The 13,059-nt window shown below is 68.5% G+C and carries 12 protein-coding genes and 1 pseudogene; 2 read left to right on the top strand and 11 right to left on the bottom strand.

Features of this window, described 5'->3' with window-relative positions; translation table 11 throughout:
- Positions 1–35 precede the first annotated feature (35 nt).
- From xerD to steA, 5 genes are all read right to left on the bottom strand, one after another.
- Positions 36–989 (bottom strand): site-specific tyrosine recombinase XerD, encoded by a 954-nt coding sequence (gene xerD, locus ACFK0J_RS13310; RefSeq protein WP_378739860.1) that lies wholly within the window; start codon positions 987–989, stop codon positions 36–38.
- A 13-nt stretch (positions 990–1,002) separates the two neighbouring features.
- A complete protein-coding gene (locus ACFK0J_RS13305) occupies positions 1,003–1,665 on the bottom strand; it encodes an NUDIX domain-containing protein (RefSeq protein ID WP_378739858.1) in 663 nt (220 codons plus the stop codon).
- Between the two features lie 4 nt (positions 1,666–1,669).
- Positions 1,670–3,391, bottom strand: a complete 1,722-nt coding sequence (locus ACFK0J_RS13300) for a CTP synthase (protein ID WP_378739856.1) — start codon at positions 3,389–3,391, stop codon at positions 1,670–1,672.
- Between the two features lie 217 nt (positions 3,392–3,608).
- Positions 3,609–4,553 (bottom strand): copper transporter, encoded by a 945-nt coding sequence (locus ACFK0J_RS13295; RefSeq protein ID WP_378739853.1) that lies wholly within the window; start codon positions 4,551–4,553, stop codon positions 3,609–3,611.
- Between the two features lie 13 nt (positions 4,554–4,566).
- On the bottom strand, positions 4,567–5,781 hold the full coding sequence (gene steA / locus ACFK0J_RS13290; protein WP_378739850.1) for a putative cytokinetic ring protein SteA: 1,215 nt from the start codon (positions 5,779–5,781) through the stop codon (positions 4,567–4,569).
- A gap of 513 nt (positions 5,782–6,294) precedes the next feature.
- Between steA and ACFK0J_RS13285 the strand changes: the two are divergent.
- Both ACFK0J_RS13285 and ACFK0J_RS13280 read left to right on the top strand, forming a co-directional pair.
- Positions 6,295–7,020 (top strand): annotated as a pseudogene (locus tag ACFK0J_RS13285) (M23 family metallopeptidase); the annotation flags it as partial.
- Positions 7,021–7,135: 115 nt separating this feature from the next.
- Positions 7,136–7,555, top strand: coding sequence for an SRPBCC family protein (locus ACFK0J_RS13280; RefSeq protein ID WP_378739848.1), 420 nt, complete (start codon positions 7,136–7,138; stop codon positions 7,553–7,555).
- Here ACFK0J_RS13280 and recN read toward each other — a convergent pair.
- The 6 genes from recN to ACFK0J_RS13250 all read right to left on the bottom strand — a co-directional run bounded on the left by recN (position 7,552) and on the right by ACFK0J_RS13250 (position 12,769).
- Positions 7,552–9,327 carry a DNA repair protein RecN gene (recN, locus tag ACFK0J_RS13275; protein ID WP_378739846.1) on the bottom strand — a complete coding sequence of 592 codons (1,776 nt, stop codon included), beginning with the start codon at positions 9,325–9,327 and terminating at the stop codon, positions 7,552–7,554. The genes ACFK0J_RS13280 and recN overlap by 4 nt on opposite strands.
- Positions 9,305–10,264 (bottom strand): NAD kinase, encoded by a 960-nt coding sequence (locus ACFK0J_RS13270; protein WP_378739844.1) that lies wholly within the window; start codon positions 10,262–10,264, stop codon positions 9,305–9,307. The genes recN and ACFK0J_RS13270 overlap by 23 nt, the downstream gene beginning before the upstream one ends.
- Entirely contained in the window at positions 10,261–11,082 is an 822-nt protein-coding gene (locus tag ACFK0J_RS13265) for a TlyA family RNA methyltransferase (RefSeq protein WP_378739841.1), read from the bottom strand. Before ACFK0J_RS13265 ends, ACFK0J_RS13270 begins: the two co-directional genes overlap by 4 nt.
- Position 11,083: 1 nt before the next feature.
- Positions 11,084–11,395 carry a hypothetical protein gene (locus tag ACFK0J_RS13260; RefSeq protein ID WP_378739838.1) on the bottom strand — a complete coding sequence of 104 codons (312 nt, stop codon included), beginning with the start codon at positions 11,393–11,395 and terminating at the stop codon, positions 11,084–11,086.
- Between the two features lie 13 nt (positions 11,396–11,408).
- Positions 11,409–12,317: an HAD-IIA family hydrolase gene (locus ACFK0J_RS13255; RefSeq protein ID WP_378742821.1), complete on the bottom strand. Its 909-nt coding sequence runs from the start codon at positions 12,315–12,317 to the stop codon at positions 11,409–11,411.
- Positions 12,318–12,457: 140 nt separating this feature from the next.
- The gene (locus ACFK0J_RS13250) at positions 12,458–12,769 is read right to left on the bottom strand and encodes a hypothetical protein (RefSeq protein WP_378739836.1); all 312 of its coding nucleotides are present in this window, start codon (positions 12,767–12,769) and stop codon (positions 12,458–12,460) included.
- Between the last annotated feature and the right edge of the window lie 290 nt (positions 12,770–13,059).

Below are 13,059 nucleotides of genomic sequence, written 5' to 3'. Positions count from 1 at the left end.
GAAAGCGTGCACCGTGCCCGCGCGCCGAATCCGCTTCAGCGGGCGCGGGGATGGGCGGTGGCCCAGACTTCACGCAGGGTGCTCACGGTGACCAGCGTGTAGATCTGCGTGGTGGTCACCGACGCATGGCCCAGGAGTTCTTGGACCACGCGCACATCCGCGCCGCCGTCCAGCAGATGCGTGGCGAACGAGTGGCGCAGGGTGTGCGGCGAGACGGCGGCGCCGATGCCCGCGCGTTCGGCGGCGGTCTGCAGCACCTGCCAGGCGCTCTGCCGGGACAGCCGCCCGCCGCGCGCGTTCAGGAACAGCGCTCCGGCGTTGCCTTTTCCGCTCGCGGCCAGCATCGGCCGCCCGCGCACCAGGTACGCGTCGACCGCGGCCAGCGCGGGCCGACCGATGGGCACCATGCGCTGTTTGCCGCCCTTGCCGTGCAGCACCACGGCGCGTTCTTCGGTGTCGAGATCATCGACGTCCAGGCCGACCATCTCGGAAATCCGTGCGCCCGTGGAATACAGCAGTTCCAGCAGCGCGCGGTCGCGCAGGCCACGCGGCCCGCCATCGGTGCCCGGCGCGGCTTCGGGATCGTCGGCCGATCCACCGCCCGCGGCTTCCAGCAACTTCAACACCTGGTCGTAAGGCAGCGCCTTGGGCAGCCTGCGGCCCGGTGCGGGCGGTTTCACCGCGTGCGCGACATCGGTGGTGGTCATGCCCTCGGCCGCGGCGAAGCGGTGCAGCCCGCGCACCGCGATGAGCGCGCGGGCCACCGAACTCGCTGCCAGCGGCGGATGTTCGGCGCCCCCGGCCCGCAGCGTCATGGTGAACTCGGCGACGTCGGCCTCGGCCACCTGATCGAGCGCGGTGATGCCGCGCCCGGTCAGGAAGTCCAGATAGCGGCCGAGATCACGCCGGTACGCGCCGAGGGTGTTGCGCGCGACGCCGCGCTCGACCGCGAGATGGTCGAGGTAGGCGTCCAATTGCCGGGCGAGCACCCCGCCGCCCCCGTCAGCCCGTGGACTTCTCGGCCGCCCGGCGGCGCAGGAACGAGGTGGACATACCGGGCCACGGCGCGTCGGCGGGCCGTAGCTCGGTATTGCCCGCACGGGCCGCGGCGAGCGCGAGGACACCGGCGACGGCGGTCGCGTTGACGATCTCCCCCGCGAGTGCCGCGCGCACCGCCTGCTCGACCGGCATCCGCACGATCTCGAGGTCGGCCTCCTCGAATTCCGGCTCCGGCTGGTCGGTTTCGTACAGTCCGCTGGCGCAATACACCCGCAACGCCTCGTCGGTGAACCCCGGCGAGAGCGCCACATCCACCAGCACGGCCCAGTCCCGGGCTGCCAGCCCGGTCTCCTCGGCGAGCTCGCGACGAGCGGCGACGAGCGGATCCTCGCCGGGCAGATCGAGCAGACCGGCGGGCAGCTCGAGCAGCCGCCTGCCGATCGGGTGCCGGTACTGGTTGATCAGCACCACGTTGTCGTCGTCATCGATCGCGGCGACGGCAACGGCACCGTGATGCTCGATCACTTCCCGTTCGACCACCTGCCCGCCGGGCATCCGTACCTGGTCGAGCCGCAGCGCGAGGATCGCGCCGCTGTAGACGGTCTTACTCGATACGGTCTCGAAATCGTGGCTGCCCGGTTCGGCGGTGCCACTGTCCTCCGTCATCGTCTCAGGCCTGATCCGCCGCGCCGGCGAACTCCTCGTCCGGGATATCCACCGGAAGTCGTTCGGCCAGCTTGTATTTCAGTGCCGCCGCGACGAGCGCCGCGAACAGCGGATGCGGGCGGGTCGGGCGGCTCTTCAGCTCGGGATGCGCCTGGGTGGCGACGAAGAACGGGTGCACGTCGGCGGGCAGTTCGACGAATTCCACCAGGTGCCCGTCCGGCGAGGTGCCGCTGAACCGCAGTCCGCTCTCGGCGATCTTGTCGCGGTAGGCGTTGTTCACCTCGTAGCGGTGCCGGTGCCGTTCGGAAACCTGCTCGCTGCCATAGGCCTTGGCGACCACCGAACCCTTCGCCAGGGTGGCCGGGTAGGCGCCAAGCCGCATGGTGCCACCGAGATCGGCCTCACCGGCGACGGCCTGCTCCTGATCGGCCATCGTGGAGATGACGGGATGCGGTGTGTCCGGCTCGAATTCGGCCGAGTTGGCCTCGACCAGACCTACCGACCGCGCCGCTTCGATCACCACACACTGCAAACCGAGGCACAGTCCGAGCAACGGAATGCCGCGCGCGCGGGCGTAGCTGATGGCGCCGACCTTGCCCTCGATGCCGCGGATGCCGAAGCCACCGGGGATCAGCACGGCGTCCACGTCACGCAGCGCGGCTTGCGCACCCGCCGCGGTCTCGCATTCGTCGGAGGGCACCCAGCGAATCTGGACCTTGGCGCGCGAGGCGAACCCGCCCGCGCGCAGCGCCTCGGTGACCGACAGGTAGGCGTCCGGCAGGTCGACGTACTTGCCGACGAGCGCGACCTCGACCGTCTCGCGCGGCGAGTGCACCCGGTCGAGCAGATCGCCCCACACGGTCCAGTCCACGTCGCGGAACGGCAACCCGAGCTTGCGCACCACGTAGGCGTCGAGGCCCTCGCGATGCAGCACGCGCGGGATGTCGTAGATCGACGGCGCGTCCGGGGTGGAGATGCAGGCGTCCACGTCGACGTCGCACATGAGCGCGATCTTGCTCTTGAGCGCCTGCGGCACCTCACGGTCGCAGCGCAGGATCAGCGCGTCGGGCTGGATGCCGATATTGCGCAGCGCCGCCACCGAGTGCTGGGTCGGCTTGGTCTTGAGCTCGCCGGACGGGGCGAGGTAGGGCACCAGCGAGACGTGCAGGAAGAAGACGTTGTCCCGGCCGACGTCGTGGCGGATCTGGCGAGCCGCCTCGAGGAACGGCTGCGACTCGATGTCGCCGACGGTGCCGCCGATCTCGGTGATGACCACATCCGGGGTCTGCCCGTGCGAGTCCGGCGCGCTCATCGCGACCACCCGGCTCTTGATCTCGTCGGTGATGTGCGGGATCACCTGCACCGTGTCGCCGAGGTATTCGCCGCGGCGCTCCTTGGCGATGACCGTCGAATAAATTTGCCCGGTAGTCACATTCGCGTCCCGGGTCAGGTCCCTGTCCAGGAACCGCTCGTAGTGGCCGACATCCAGATCGGTCTCGGCGCCGTCCTCGGTCACGAAGACCTCTCCGTGCTGGAAAGGATTCATGGTGCCGGGATCGACGTTCAAATAAGGGTCGAGTTTCTGCATCGTGACGCGCAGTCCACGCGCCGTCAGCAGCTGACCGAGGCTGGAGGCGGTAAGACCTTTACCCAATGAGGAGGCGACTCCACCGCTGACGAAGATGTGCTTCGTGGCCGTTCGCGCCTGATTCCGTGTATGACCCACGGGTCTTCACGGTAACACGGATCAGCCTTGCAGAACTAACGCCACGCACGTTTGCTGTTAGTTGGCCGCGTGGCCGCGGCGTGTTCGCGGCCCCGGGAAGTCTCGCGTCCGAGTGGCCGAGACTTGCGACTTCGTCGCGTGCGCTTCGGCCACTCGGACGCGAGACGGGCCGCGAACGGCGCTCGCAGAACTCGCGCGTGGTGGCCGGGAGTGCTTGTCAGCGTGGCATGGCGGCGAGGGTCAGTGAGGTCGCCTTGGCGCCGGTGCCGTAGCGGCCGGTGCCGCCGTTCAGCTGCTCGCCCAGCGCGAGCACGGTGGTGACGCGGCCGATTTCCCGATCGAGGTTGTCGACGGTGCTGACCGCGGTGGCCAGGGCGCCGTCGGAGCGGACGACGGCGAGCGGGCCCGGATTCTCGGCCGCACCGGCACGGCCGGCCAGTACGACGCCCGCGCCGCGCCCACGCAGGGCGCCCGCGAAGCGGGCGATGTTCGCCCCCTGACTGTTCTCGGCGGACTTGGCGGCGTTACCGGTGATCACGACCGCCGACTGGGCCGGGTGCACCGGGGTGTCGCCGTAGGCGAGGAAGCCACCGCCGCGCATGGTCTCCAGGACCAGGCCCAGTTCCTGCGGGGTGCCGCGGGTTTGCCCGTTGCCCGGATCGAGCAGCATGACCAGCCCGAGCAGGTCGCCGGCCAGGCTGCCCTGATCGACTGCGCCGGTGCGCAATTGGGTGCCCGCGGGGATGACGTTGGTGACCGTGGTGCGCATCCGATCGCCCTCGGTGGCGTCGACGAACGCATCGGTGAGCGCGATCCGTCCGGTGATCGTGGCACCCGCGGTTTCCAGCGACTTGGTCACACCTTCGATGTCGGCGGGGTCGGCGTCGGGGGTGGTGAACACCGCGACGCTGCGGTCGGCCAGGGTGCCGCCGAGGATCCGGCCTGCGGCTCCGGCGATGAAGCGGTCGGCGGCGTTCAGTTGATCGGTCAGGCGCCGGTTCTGCTCCGACACCGTGTCCACCTGCTGGCGCAGGTCGGTCTTGTCCGCACGTAAACCCGATAGCAGATCCGCCGCCAGCGTTTGCGAGCCGAGCACCACGCCGATGGCGAGGGCCAGAAAGATCGCCACAATCGAGATGGCGTGCTGGCGTAGCGAAATCATCGTTCTCCCTTGGTCATTTGGGGCCGGCGCCGACTAAGCCCTGCGCCCACAGCGCGAATCGGTTCCAAGTGTCGGCGGCCCACGTCATGGCATCGGTGCCGTTGTTCGAGGCGAGCAGCACCACGATCACCGCGATCAGCGCGGCGAGCACCACCAGCGCGATGCCGATGCCGGATACCCGATTTCGGTACAGCGTGGCGACGGCCTTGGCGTCCATCAGCTTGGTGCCGAGCTTGAGCCGGGTCAGGAAGGTGGCCGGGTTGCTCTCCCGGCGGCTGCGGTCGAAGAAGTCGTCGAGCGTGGCGGCGGCGCCCGCGGTGACGATCAGCGACGCGCCGTGGTGGTGGGCCAGCAGCAGCGCCAGGTCGGCGGGCGAACCGGTGGACGGGAAGGTGGTCGCCCCGATGCCGAGGTCCTGAATGCGTTCCAGGCCCTTGGCGTGGCCGTCGGTGTCGGCGGGCAGGATCACCTCGGCGCCGCATTTCAGGGTGCCGCTGGTGATCTCGTCCGGGTCGCCGACGATGAGGTCGGGGCGGTAGCCCTGCTTCATCAGCGTGTCCGCGCCGCGGCCGACGCCGACCATGATCGGCACGTACTCCTTGATGAACGGCTTGAGCCGCTTCAGATCGTCGGCGTGGTCCGGGCCGTCGGCCACGACCACCACATGCCGGTGCTTCATGGACAGTTCCAGCTCGGGCACGCCGATGCCGTCGATGAGCAGCGCGCTCTCGGTGCGGATGAACTCGATCGTGTTGCCCGCGAACGCTTCCAGATGATCGGCCAGCCCGTTACGCGCCTCGATCATCCGCTCGGCGATATCGGAGTCGGTCAGCTCGATGCCCTTGACCAGGACCTCGGGCTCCTTCTTGATCACCTTGTCGGCATAGACGACGCCCTCGTCGATGCGGACCTTGACGCCGTCCTTGATCTTGCTGAACGCGTCCGAGCTCACCGTGTCCAGCAGCAGGATCCCGTTCGCCACCAGCACTTCCGGGCCCAGATTGGGGTAGCGGCCGGAAATCGACGGCGAGGTGTTGATCACCGCGACCACCCCCGCCTCGACCAGCCGGTCGGCGGTGAGCCGGTCCAGGTCCATCTCGTCGAGCACGACGACGTCCCCCGGTCCCACACGTTTCAGCAGGCGCCGGGTGTTGCGATCGACCCGGGCTATCCCGGTGCGGCCGGGCAGCGTTTCGGTGTTCCTCGACAACAACGCCAGCATCTTCATGGCCCCGATGCTGCACGCAAACCCTCAACCGTTGGTGGAGGCGCGCCGTATCACCTACCACATTCGTCACTGTGACCACAACGACACGACTTGCGACACGCTGGACAACATGGTTGAACCTTCGAGCAGCCGACGCCGAGCCGCCAAACGTGTCGAGTGTCACATCGCAGTCACTTATTCGCGCGCCTAACGAGCGAGACCGCTACCGTTTCGTTACCGTCTATCGAACTATCAGCATTTCAGCGGGACGCAAACGGAGAACAACAGCGTGATGTGCTTCGAGGCAACTGTATACACCGGGCCAGCGTGCCGAAAAGCCGACATTTTGCCTGTTGATTCACGTTCAGGGCATTCCGGACATCGACCGGCTTCGTGGTGGGCGCCTGAATGAGCACACACCATTTGCGCGGTGACGGACCCCGATTCATCCCGGATCACCACAATTCAGACAAAACTCAGCAAAGTTATAGCTACTCGACAAGCGATGGGCCGTGGCCGCTGATCGATCGTCCAGCACCCCGCAAACGTCGCGGCGGCAAGCATCGGATGCCCCCGCCACCGACCGCGCTGAAGGGTCGCGCCGCCATCGTCGCGGTCGCCGCAGGCGCCTTCGTCGCCGCGGGCCAGACCCTCGCTTCCAGCAGTGGTCATCCGCCGACCCCCACGGTCGAACCCATGGCGCTCGGCCAGCCACAGGTCGAGGACACCGCGCCGACCACGGTCGAACCAGGGCTACTCCCCGAGAAACCGGCCGACCTCGGGCAATTCAGCGACATGCTGAGCAACGGCAGCAAGGTCGCCGACGAACTGTCCGCGGCAGCCGCGGCGAAGCTGCGCCCGCTGTTCGTCAAGTTCACCTCCGGCACCTTCACCTCCGGCTACGGGATGCGCTGGGGTGCCCTGCATCCCGGCGTGGACGTGGCCGCACCCATCGGCACCCCGATCGTCGCCGTAGAGGACGGCACCGTCATCAGCGCGGGCCCGGCCAGCGGATTCGGCATGTGGGTGCGCTTGCTCGGCGACGACGGCACGATCACCGTGTACGGCCACATCAATACCGCGCTGGTCTCCATCGGGCAGCACGTCACCGCGGGCGACGAGATCGCCACCGTCGGCAACCGCGGCGAAGCCACCGGACCGCACTGCCACTTCGAGGTCTGGCTCAACGGCACCGACCGCATCGACCCGCTCCCCTGGCTGGCCACGCGCGGCATCGCCCTCGGCCCCGAACGCGACTGAAGCGCCACTTCCATGCCTCGATCGAACTGTCTGTGACGCCCATAACACACGGGCACAGTGCACACAGGTGATACCTATATGCTGCCGGTCACAGGTAACTCGAAGAGGAGACCCCATGGCCAGCACCACTGTCGACGCCGTCATCGCCGCCCCGCGCGATGTCGTCTATCGGCTCTTCGCCGACCGCGAGAGCATCAGCCCGTACCTTCCGATCCAGGTCAAGCTGACGAAGCCGGGACTGACCGAGCGGGAAGGGGTCGGCGCACAGCATCTGCTGGGGGTGGGTCCGGTCGGCGTCACCGAGGAGATCACCAAGCTGGTGCCGGGTGAGCGGATGGAATACAAGATCGTCAAGGGCGCGCCGGTGAAGCGGCACGTCGGCGTCGTCACCTTCACCGATGCCGACAACGGCACGCTGGTTTCCTACACGATGGAGTCCGAGCCGAGCCTGCCCGTGCCCGCCAAGGTGCTGGAGTTCGGCTTGCAGAACCTGATCACCCAGTTCATCAAGGCCGCGCAGAAAGCCGTGCGTTAAACGGTCGCTCCGGATTTCTCGGCGCGCGCGGTTTCCAGCAGTTCCTCCGCGTGCGCCCGGCCGGTCTCGGTGTCGTCGAGACCGGCCAGCATGCGGGCCAGTTCGATGACCCGCTCATCCTTGGTCAGCGCGCGGACGCCGCTGTTGACCTTGCCCTTGCCGTCATCGGACTTGTCGACCACCAGGTGGGTGTCGGCGAAGGCCGCGACCTGCGGCAGGTGGGTCACCACGATCACCTGATGGGTGCGCGCGAGGCGGGCCAGCCTGCGGCCGATCTCCACCGCGGCGCGCCCGCCGACCCCGGCGTCGACCTCGTCGAACACCATGGTCGCGCCGTGATCCGAGCTGGCGAGCACCACCTCGAGGGCCAGCATCACCCGGGAGAGTTCACCGCCGGACGCGCTCTTGCTCAACGGAAGTGACTGCGCCCCCGAGTGCGCGGACAACCGGAATTCCACCTCGTCGATGCCGGACGACCCGGCGTGCACGTCTTTTCCGTCGATATTCAGCGGCGCCGAGTCCTGCGGTCCCGCGGGCATCGGCCGCACCTCGACCTCGAGCCTGGCCTTACCCATTGCCAGACCACCCAATTCGGCACTCACCGCCGAGGCGAGCTTGCCCGCCGCCTTCTTGCGAGCGGCACTCAGTTTGCGGGCCGCCTCCCGCACTCGCTCGGCCGCGATGTCGACCTCGGCCGCCAAGGCCGCCAGGGTTTCCTCCGAGACGTCGAGCGAGCCGAGCCGGTTGCGCGCATCGTCGGCCCAGGCGATCACGCCATCGATGTCCGGCGCGTACTTGCGGGTCAGCGACTTGAGCTCGGCCTGCCGGGTGAGCAGCGAATCCAACGCGCCGGGGTCCGACGGCAGATCCGAAAGGTAGCCACTGAGTTCGGTGGTCAGGTCCACCACCACCGCGATTGCCTCACCGAGCCGGGGCCCGAGGGCGGTCAGCGCGGGATCGTCGGCCGAGTCGATGCGGGCGCGGGCGGTACCGAGCAATTCCAGTGCGCCGGAACCCTCTTCGGGCGAATCGACGGGACCGGCGAGCGCGTCGTGCGCGGTCGCCGCGGCCTCGCGCAACGAATCGAGGTCGCTGAGCCTGCGGACCTCGTCCACAATGCGCACGTCCTCGCCGGGTTCCGGTGCGATGGCGTCGATTTCGGACAGCGAATGCTGCAGCCGGTCCGCCTCCTGCGCCAATTCCCTGCTGCGCGCAGTCCGTTCGAGCAGTTCGGTGCGGGCATCCAGCCAGGATCGGCGCTGCACACCGTATTTGCGTAGCAGCGGGCCGACCGTGTCGGCGGCGAACTGGTCCAGCGCGGACAACTGCTGATCGGGACGCTGCAGTCGCAGCTGATCGTTCTGGCCGTGCACCGTCAGCAGCGGTGCGGTGAAATCGGCGAGCACCGAGGCGGGTACGCCGCGCCCACCCAGATGCGCACGGGACCGCCCGTCACTGCCGACCGTGCGGATGGCGATGATGCTGCCATCGTCATCCTGTTCGGCCGCAGCCGCTTCCAGCACCTGCGCCACTTCCGCGCGAGCCGCCTCGTTCACGTCGTCGACGGTGAACCGGCCCTCCACCACCGCGCGTGCGGCGCCGAGCCGGACCCGGCCCGCATCGGCCCGCGCACCACTCAGCAGGTGCAGGCTGGTGACCACCATGGTCTTGCCCGCACCGGTCTCACCGGTAAGAACAGTGAGACCTTCGTGGAATTGCGCGGTGGCCGTGGAAATGACACCAAGGCCGTCAATCCTGATCTCTGTCAGCATTTGTGCCCTCCGTTTCCCGTCGGCCCCGCCAGCCTGTCACGGGCAATTGGAACTTGCGCACCATCCGATCCGCGAACGGCGCGGAATCCAATCGCACCCAACGCACCGGTTGGGCGCCGCGAACCGCTTCCAGCCTGCCGCCGCGCGGTAGCTCGAGGGTGCGCCTGCCATCCAGGAAAACTATCGCATCATGGCCGGTCGCCACGCATTCCACGGCGATCCGGGACTCCGGGCTGGTCACCAGCGGTCGTGCGAACAGTGCGTGGGCATTGCTCGGAATCACCAGCAACGCTTCGAGTTCCGGCCACACCACCGGACCGCCCGCGGAGAACGCGTAGGCGGTCGAACCGGTGGGGGTGGAGATCAGGATGCCGTCGCAGCCGAACGCCGACACCGGCCGTCCGTCCACCTCCAGCACCAACTCCAGCACGCCCATCCGCGAGGCGTTTTCGATGCTCGCCTCGTTGAGCGCCCAGCCGGTCTGCACCACCTCGTCGTCCACCCGGACGGTGACATCGATGGTCATCCGGTGCTCGACGCGGTAGTCGCCCCGAACCACGTGCGCCAGTGCCTCGTCCAGGTGCTCCGCCTCGGCCTCGGTCAGGAATCCGATGCGGCCCAGGTTGATTCCCAGCACCGGCACCCCGGCCTGGCGGGCCAGTTCGGCGGCGCGCAGGAAGGTGCCGTCGCCACCGAGAACCAGCACCATCTCGCAGCCGATGGCCGCGTCCGGGGCGTGTTCGACGACCCGCACCGGATAGCCGCCCGGCTCGGTCTCGAATCGGGTGCTGTCCGCCTCGTCGGCGAGCACCCGCAGGCAGATGCCCGCGTCCGCGAAGATCTTCGCTACCCGGTGGGCGGTCTCGATGATCTCCGCCCGGCCCGGATGCGAGACCAGCAAGATCTCCCGGCCACCGGACCTCGTCGGGGCGTTCACTGTGGACCCTCCTCAACCGCACGCTCGACGAGAGTCGCGACTCGCTCACCGTCGTCTTCCGGCTGCCCGTTCTTGCGCAGCCACACGAAGTATTCGACATTGCCCGACGGACCGGGCAACGGGCTCGCCACGACGGCCTCGGTACGCAGGCCGAGCGCCGCGGCCGCGGTAGCGACATCACGGACCGCCTCGGCACGCAGTGCCGGGTCACGCACTACGCCACCGGAACCCACGCGTTCCTTACCGACCTCGAACTGGGGTTTCACCATCGGCAACAGGTCACCGCCCGGCGCGGTGCACGCGGCCAGCGCGGGCAGCACCAGGCCGAGCGAGATGAACGACAGGTCACCGACCACCAATTCGACTGTGCCGCCGATGGTTTCCGTGGTGAGGTTGCGCACATTGGTGCGATCGACCACGCGCACCCGGTCGTCGTTCTGCAGCCGCCAGATCAGCTGGCCGTAGCCGACATCCACCGCGATCACCTCACGGGCGTCGCGCGACAGCAGCACGTCGGTGAAGCCGCCGGTCGACGCGCCCGCGTCGAGGCAGCGTTTGCCCGCGATGGTGAGCCCGGCGGGCTCGAAGGCCGCCAGTGCGCCGAGCAGCTTGTGCGCACCGCGCGAGGCCCAGGACACCTCGTCGGGTTGGTCACGGACCAGCAGCGGCGTGCCCGCTTCGACCGCGGTCGCCGGTTTCACGGCGACCGTTCCAGCTATCAGGACGCGACCGGCGCCGATCAGCTCGACCGCGTGTTCCCGCGATCTCGCCAATCCGCGGCGAACCAGTTCGGCGTCCACGCGCGCGCGTCTGGCCACCTCAGATCTTGTCCACCGTGGCCAGGGCCTGCACGAGGACGTCATGTGCCTGCTCGAGGATGCGCGCGCGGCGGGTGATGTCGGTGCCGGTTTCGGCGCCCTCGGCCGTCGGGTTCGCGCCCGGCCAGTCGGTGCGGGTGGTGAGTTCGGTGAGCAGGCCGTCGATCTCGCTGCGGATGCGCTCCGGGTCGGCCGGCTCCGGACGCCCGGGTGCGCCCGGCAGATGCTGACCGGGCAGCGGGGCCCCGGGGCGGGGGCCGTTCGCGCCGGGGTGCGTTCCGGGGCCGGTCGGGCGGGGCATGGGAGTAGTCATCGTGGCGTCAACGCTATCGGATTTCCGTATCAGACGCGCGTACCGTCACGGCTCGTCCCGGGTTGCGCCGCAACCGGTCGGCCAGGTCTGCGGCGAGGTCGCTGGCGTCGATGTCCGTTTCGGCGGGTACCGGCGGGTGGTTCAGTGCGTCGAGTGAGTCTGCGACATAGGTAGGGATGAACTCGGCGGACGCGCCTTTCAGCTCGTCGAGGGTGCTGACGCCGGTCAGCACCAGCAGCGATGCCAGACCGACGGTGTTCGCACCTTCGATGTCGGTGTCCAGCCGGTCCCCCACCACCAGGGCGCTGCGGGTTCCGGCACGCACGAGCGCGTCTTCCAGCAGGGGGGCGTAGGGTTTGCCCGCCACGATGGGTTCGCGGTCGGACGCGGTTCGCAAGGCCGCGACCATCGAACCGTTGCCCGGCGCGAGGCCGCGCTCGTTCGGCAGGGTCTTGTCGGTGTTGGCCGCGACCCACAGTGCGTCCGCGCGCAGCGCGTAGGCCGCTTCGGCGAGGTCGGCCCAGCAGGTATGCGGTGAATGTCCTTGCACGACAGCGGCGGGTGCGGTGTCGTCGAAGCGGCGGATCGGGCGCAATCCCACCGCGGTCACTTCGGCGGCGAGGTCGTCGGTGCCGACGATCAGTACCGTCGCGCCCGGTTCCAGCCGTTCGGCCAGCAGCCGCGCGGCCGCCTGCGCGCTCGTCACCACGTCATCGGTCGTCGCGGGGTAGCCCAGCTCCGCCAAGTGCGCCGCAACCGTCTCCGGCCCCCGGCTGGCGTTGTTCGTGACGTACATCAGCCGCTGTGCGGACCCTCCCTCGGCCAACGCCTCCGGCGCACCCTCGATCACCGCGTGCCCGCGATACAGGGTCCCGTCCAAATCCAGCAGCAAGGCTTCGTAGTGATCTCGTAGCCGCTCCACACCACTCTCCGTGTCACCGATCAGCACCGTGCCGAACAACCCGAACCCTACGCCAGCCAGCCGACAGCTCTTTGCGGCGAGCGGGACATGACGGTGGGTTCTCTCGCGAATTGCCACCGTCATGTCCCGCTCGTTGTGCCTCAGTCGGTGAGGCAGTTGCCTTCGCCGTCGGCTTTGCCGGGGGTTTGGAAGACGCCGGGCACGGTGCAGTACGTGTCCTTGGGGAGGGGGACGAAGCGGACGGTGTCCTGGCCGGGCTCGTGGCAGGTCGCCGTGGCGGGCAAAGTGCCGGGGAGGTAGATGCTTTCAGTGGGCTCGAGGCCCTGCTGCTCGCACGCCCGCTTGACCTCCTGTCCGTAATCGTACGGCTCCGCGGTGGCCGAAACGGTGCTCAACGCGGTCAACGCCGCGGCAGCCAAGCCAACGAACGCAGTGACCCGGACACAACTCATCGAATCTCCTTCAAATCAGACCGCCCTGCGACATGCCGTCGAAAGTCGGCACACCCGTAGCGATTTCGCCACGAGAACAGTACGCGGTCCATGTCGAGACGACCTGATATTCCGAACCATCCGGCTTGCATGCTCGGTGCACCACCGAATTTCGCCCGGCGGGTCGTTACTCCGTACCCCGAGCAGCCCTCTGACGGACATCGAGGAAGACGATGCCCCGTCCGAAGTCCTTGGTGCACATATGAGGTGCAGGTGACGGTCACGGTCCGCAACGACGGCCCGGGCGCTGA

The sequence above is a fragment of the Nocardia brasiliensis genome, from assembly GCF_042691675.1.
In the GTDB taxonomy this organism is placed as follows: Bacteria; Actinomycetota; Actinomycetes; order Mycobacteriales; family Mycobacteriaceae; genus Nocardia; species Nocardia brasiliensis_D.
The sequence above is the reverse complement of the archived record's forward strand: the minus strand, read 5'-3'. Positions and strand labels throughout refer to the sequence as shown.

Excerpts from the sequence above, each read along its gene's own strand:
- ACFK0J_RS13305 (WP_378739858.1), bottom strand. The coding sequence starts at position 1,665 with ATGACGGAGGACAGTGGCACCGCCGAACCGGGCAGCCACGATTTCGAG.
- ACFK0J_RS13295 (WP_378739853.1), bottom strand. The coding sequence starts at position 4,553 with ATGATTTCGCTACGCCAGCACGCCATCTCGATTGTGGCGATCTTTCTG.
- steA (WP_378739850.1), bottom strand. The coding sequence starts at position 5,781 with ATGAAGATGCTGGCGTTGTTGTCGAGGAACACCGAAACGCTGCCCGGC.
- ACFK0J_RS13280 (WP_378739848.1), top strand. The coding sequence starts at position 7,136 with ATGGCCAGCACCACTGTCGACGCCGTCATCGCCGCCCCGCGCGATGTC.
- recN (WP_378739846.1), bottom strand. The coding sequence starts at position 9,327 with ATGCTGACAGAGATCAGGATTGACGGCCTTGGTGTCATTTCCACGGCC.
- ACFK0J_RS13260 (WP_378739838.1), bottom strand. The coding sequence starts at position 11,395 with ATGACTACTCCCATGCCCCGCCCGACCGGCCCCGGAACGCACCCCGGC.
- ACFK0J_RS13250 (WP_378739836.1), bottom strand. The coding sequence starts at position 12,769 with ATGAGTTGTGTCCGGGTCACTGCGTTCGTTGGCTTGGCTGCCGCGGCG.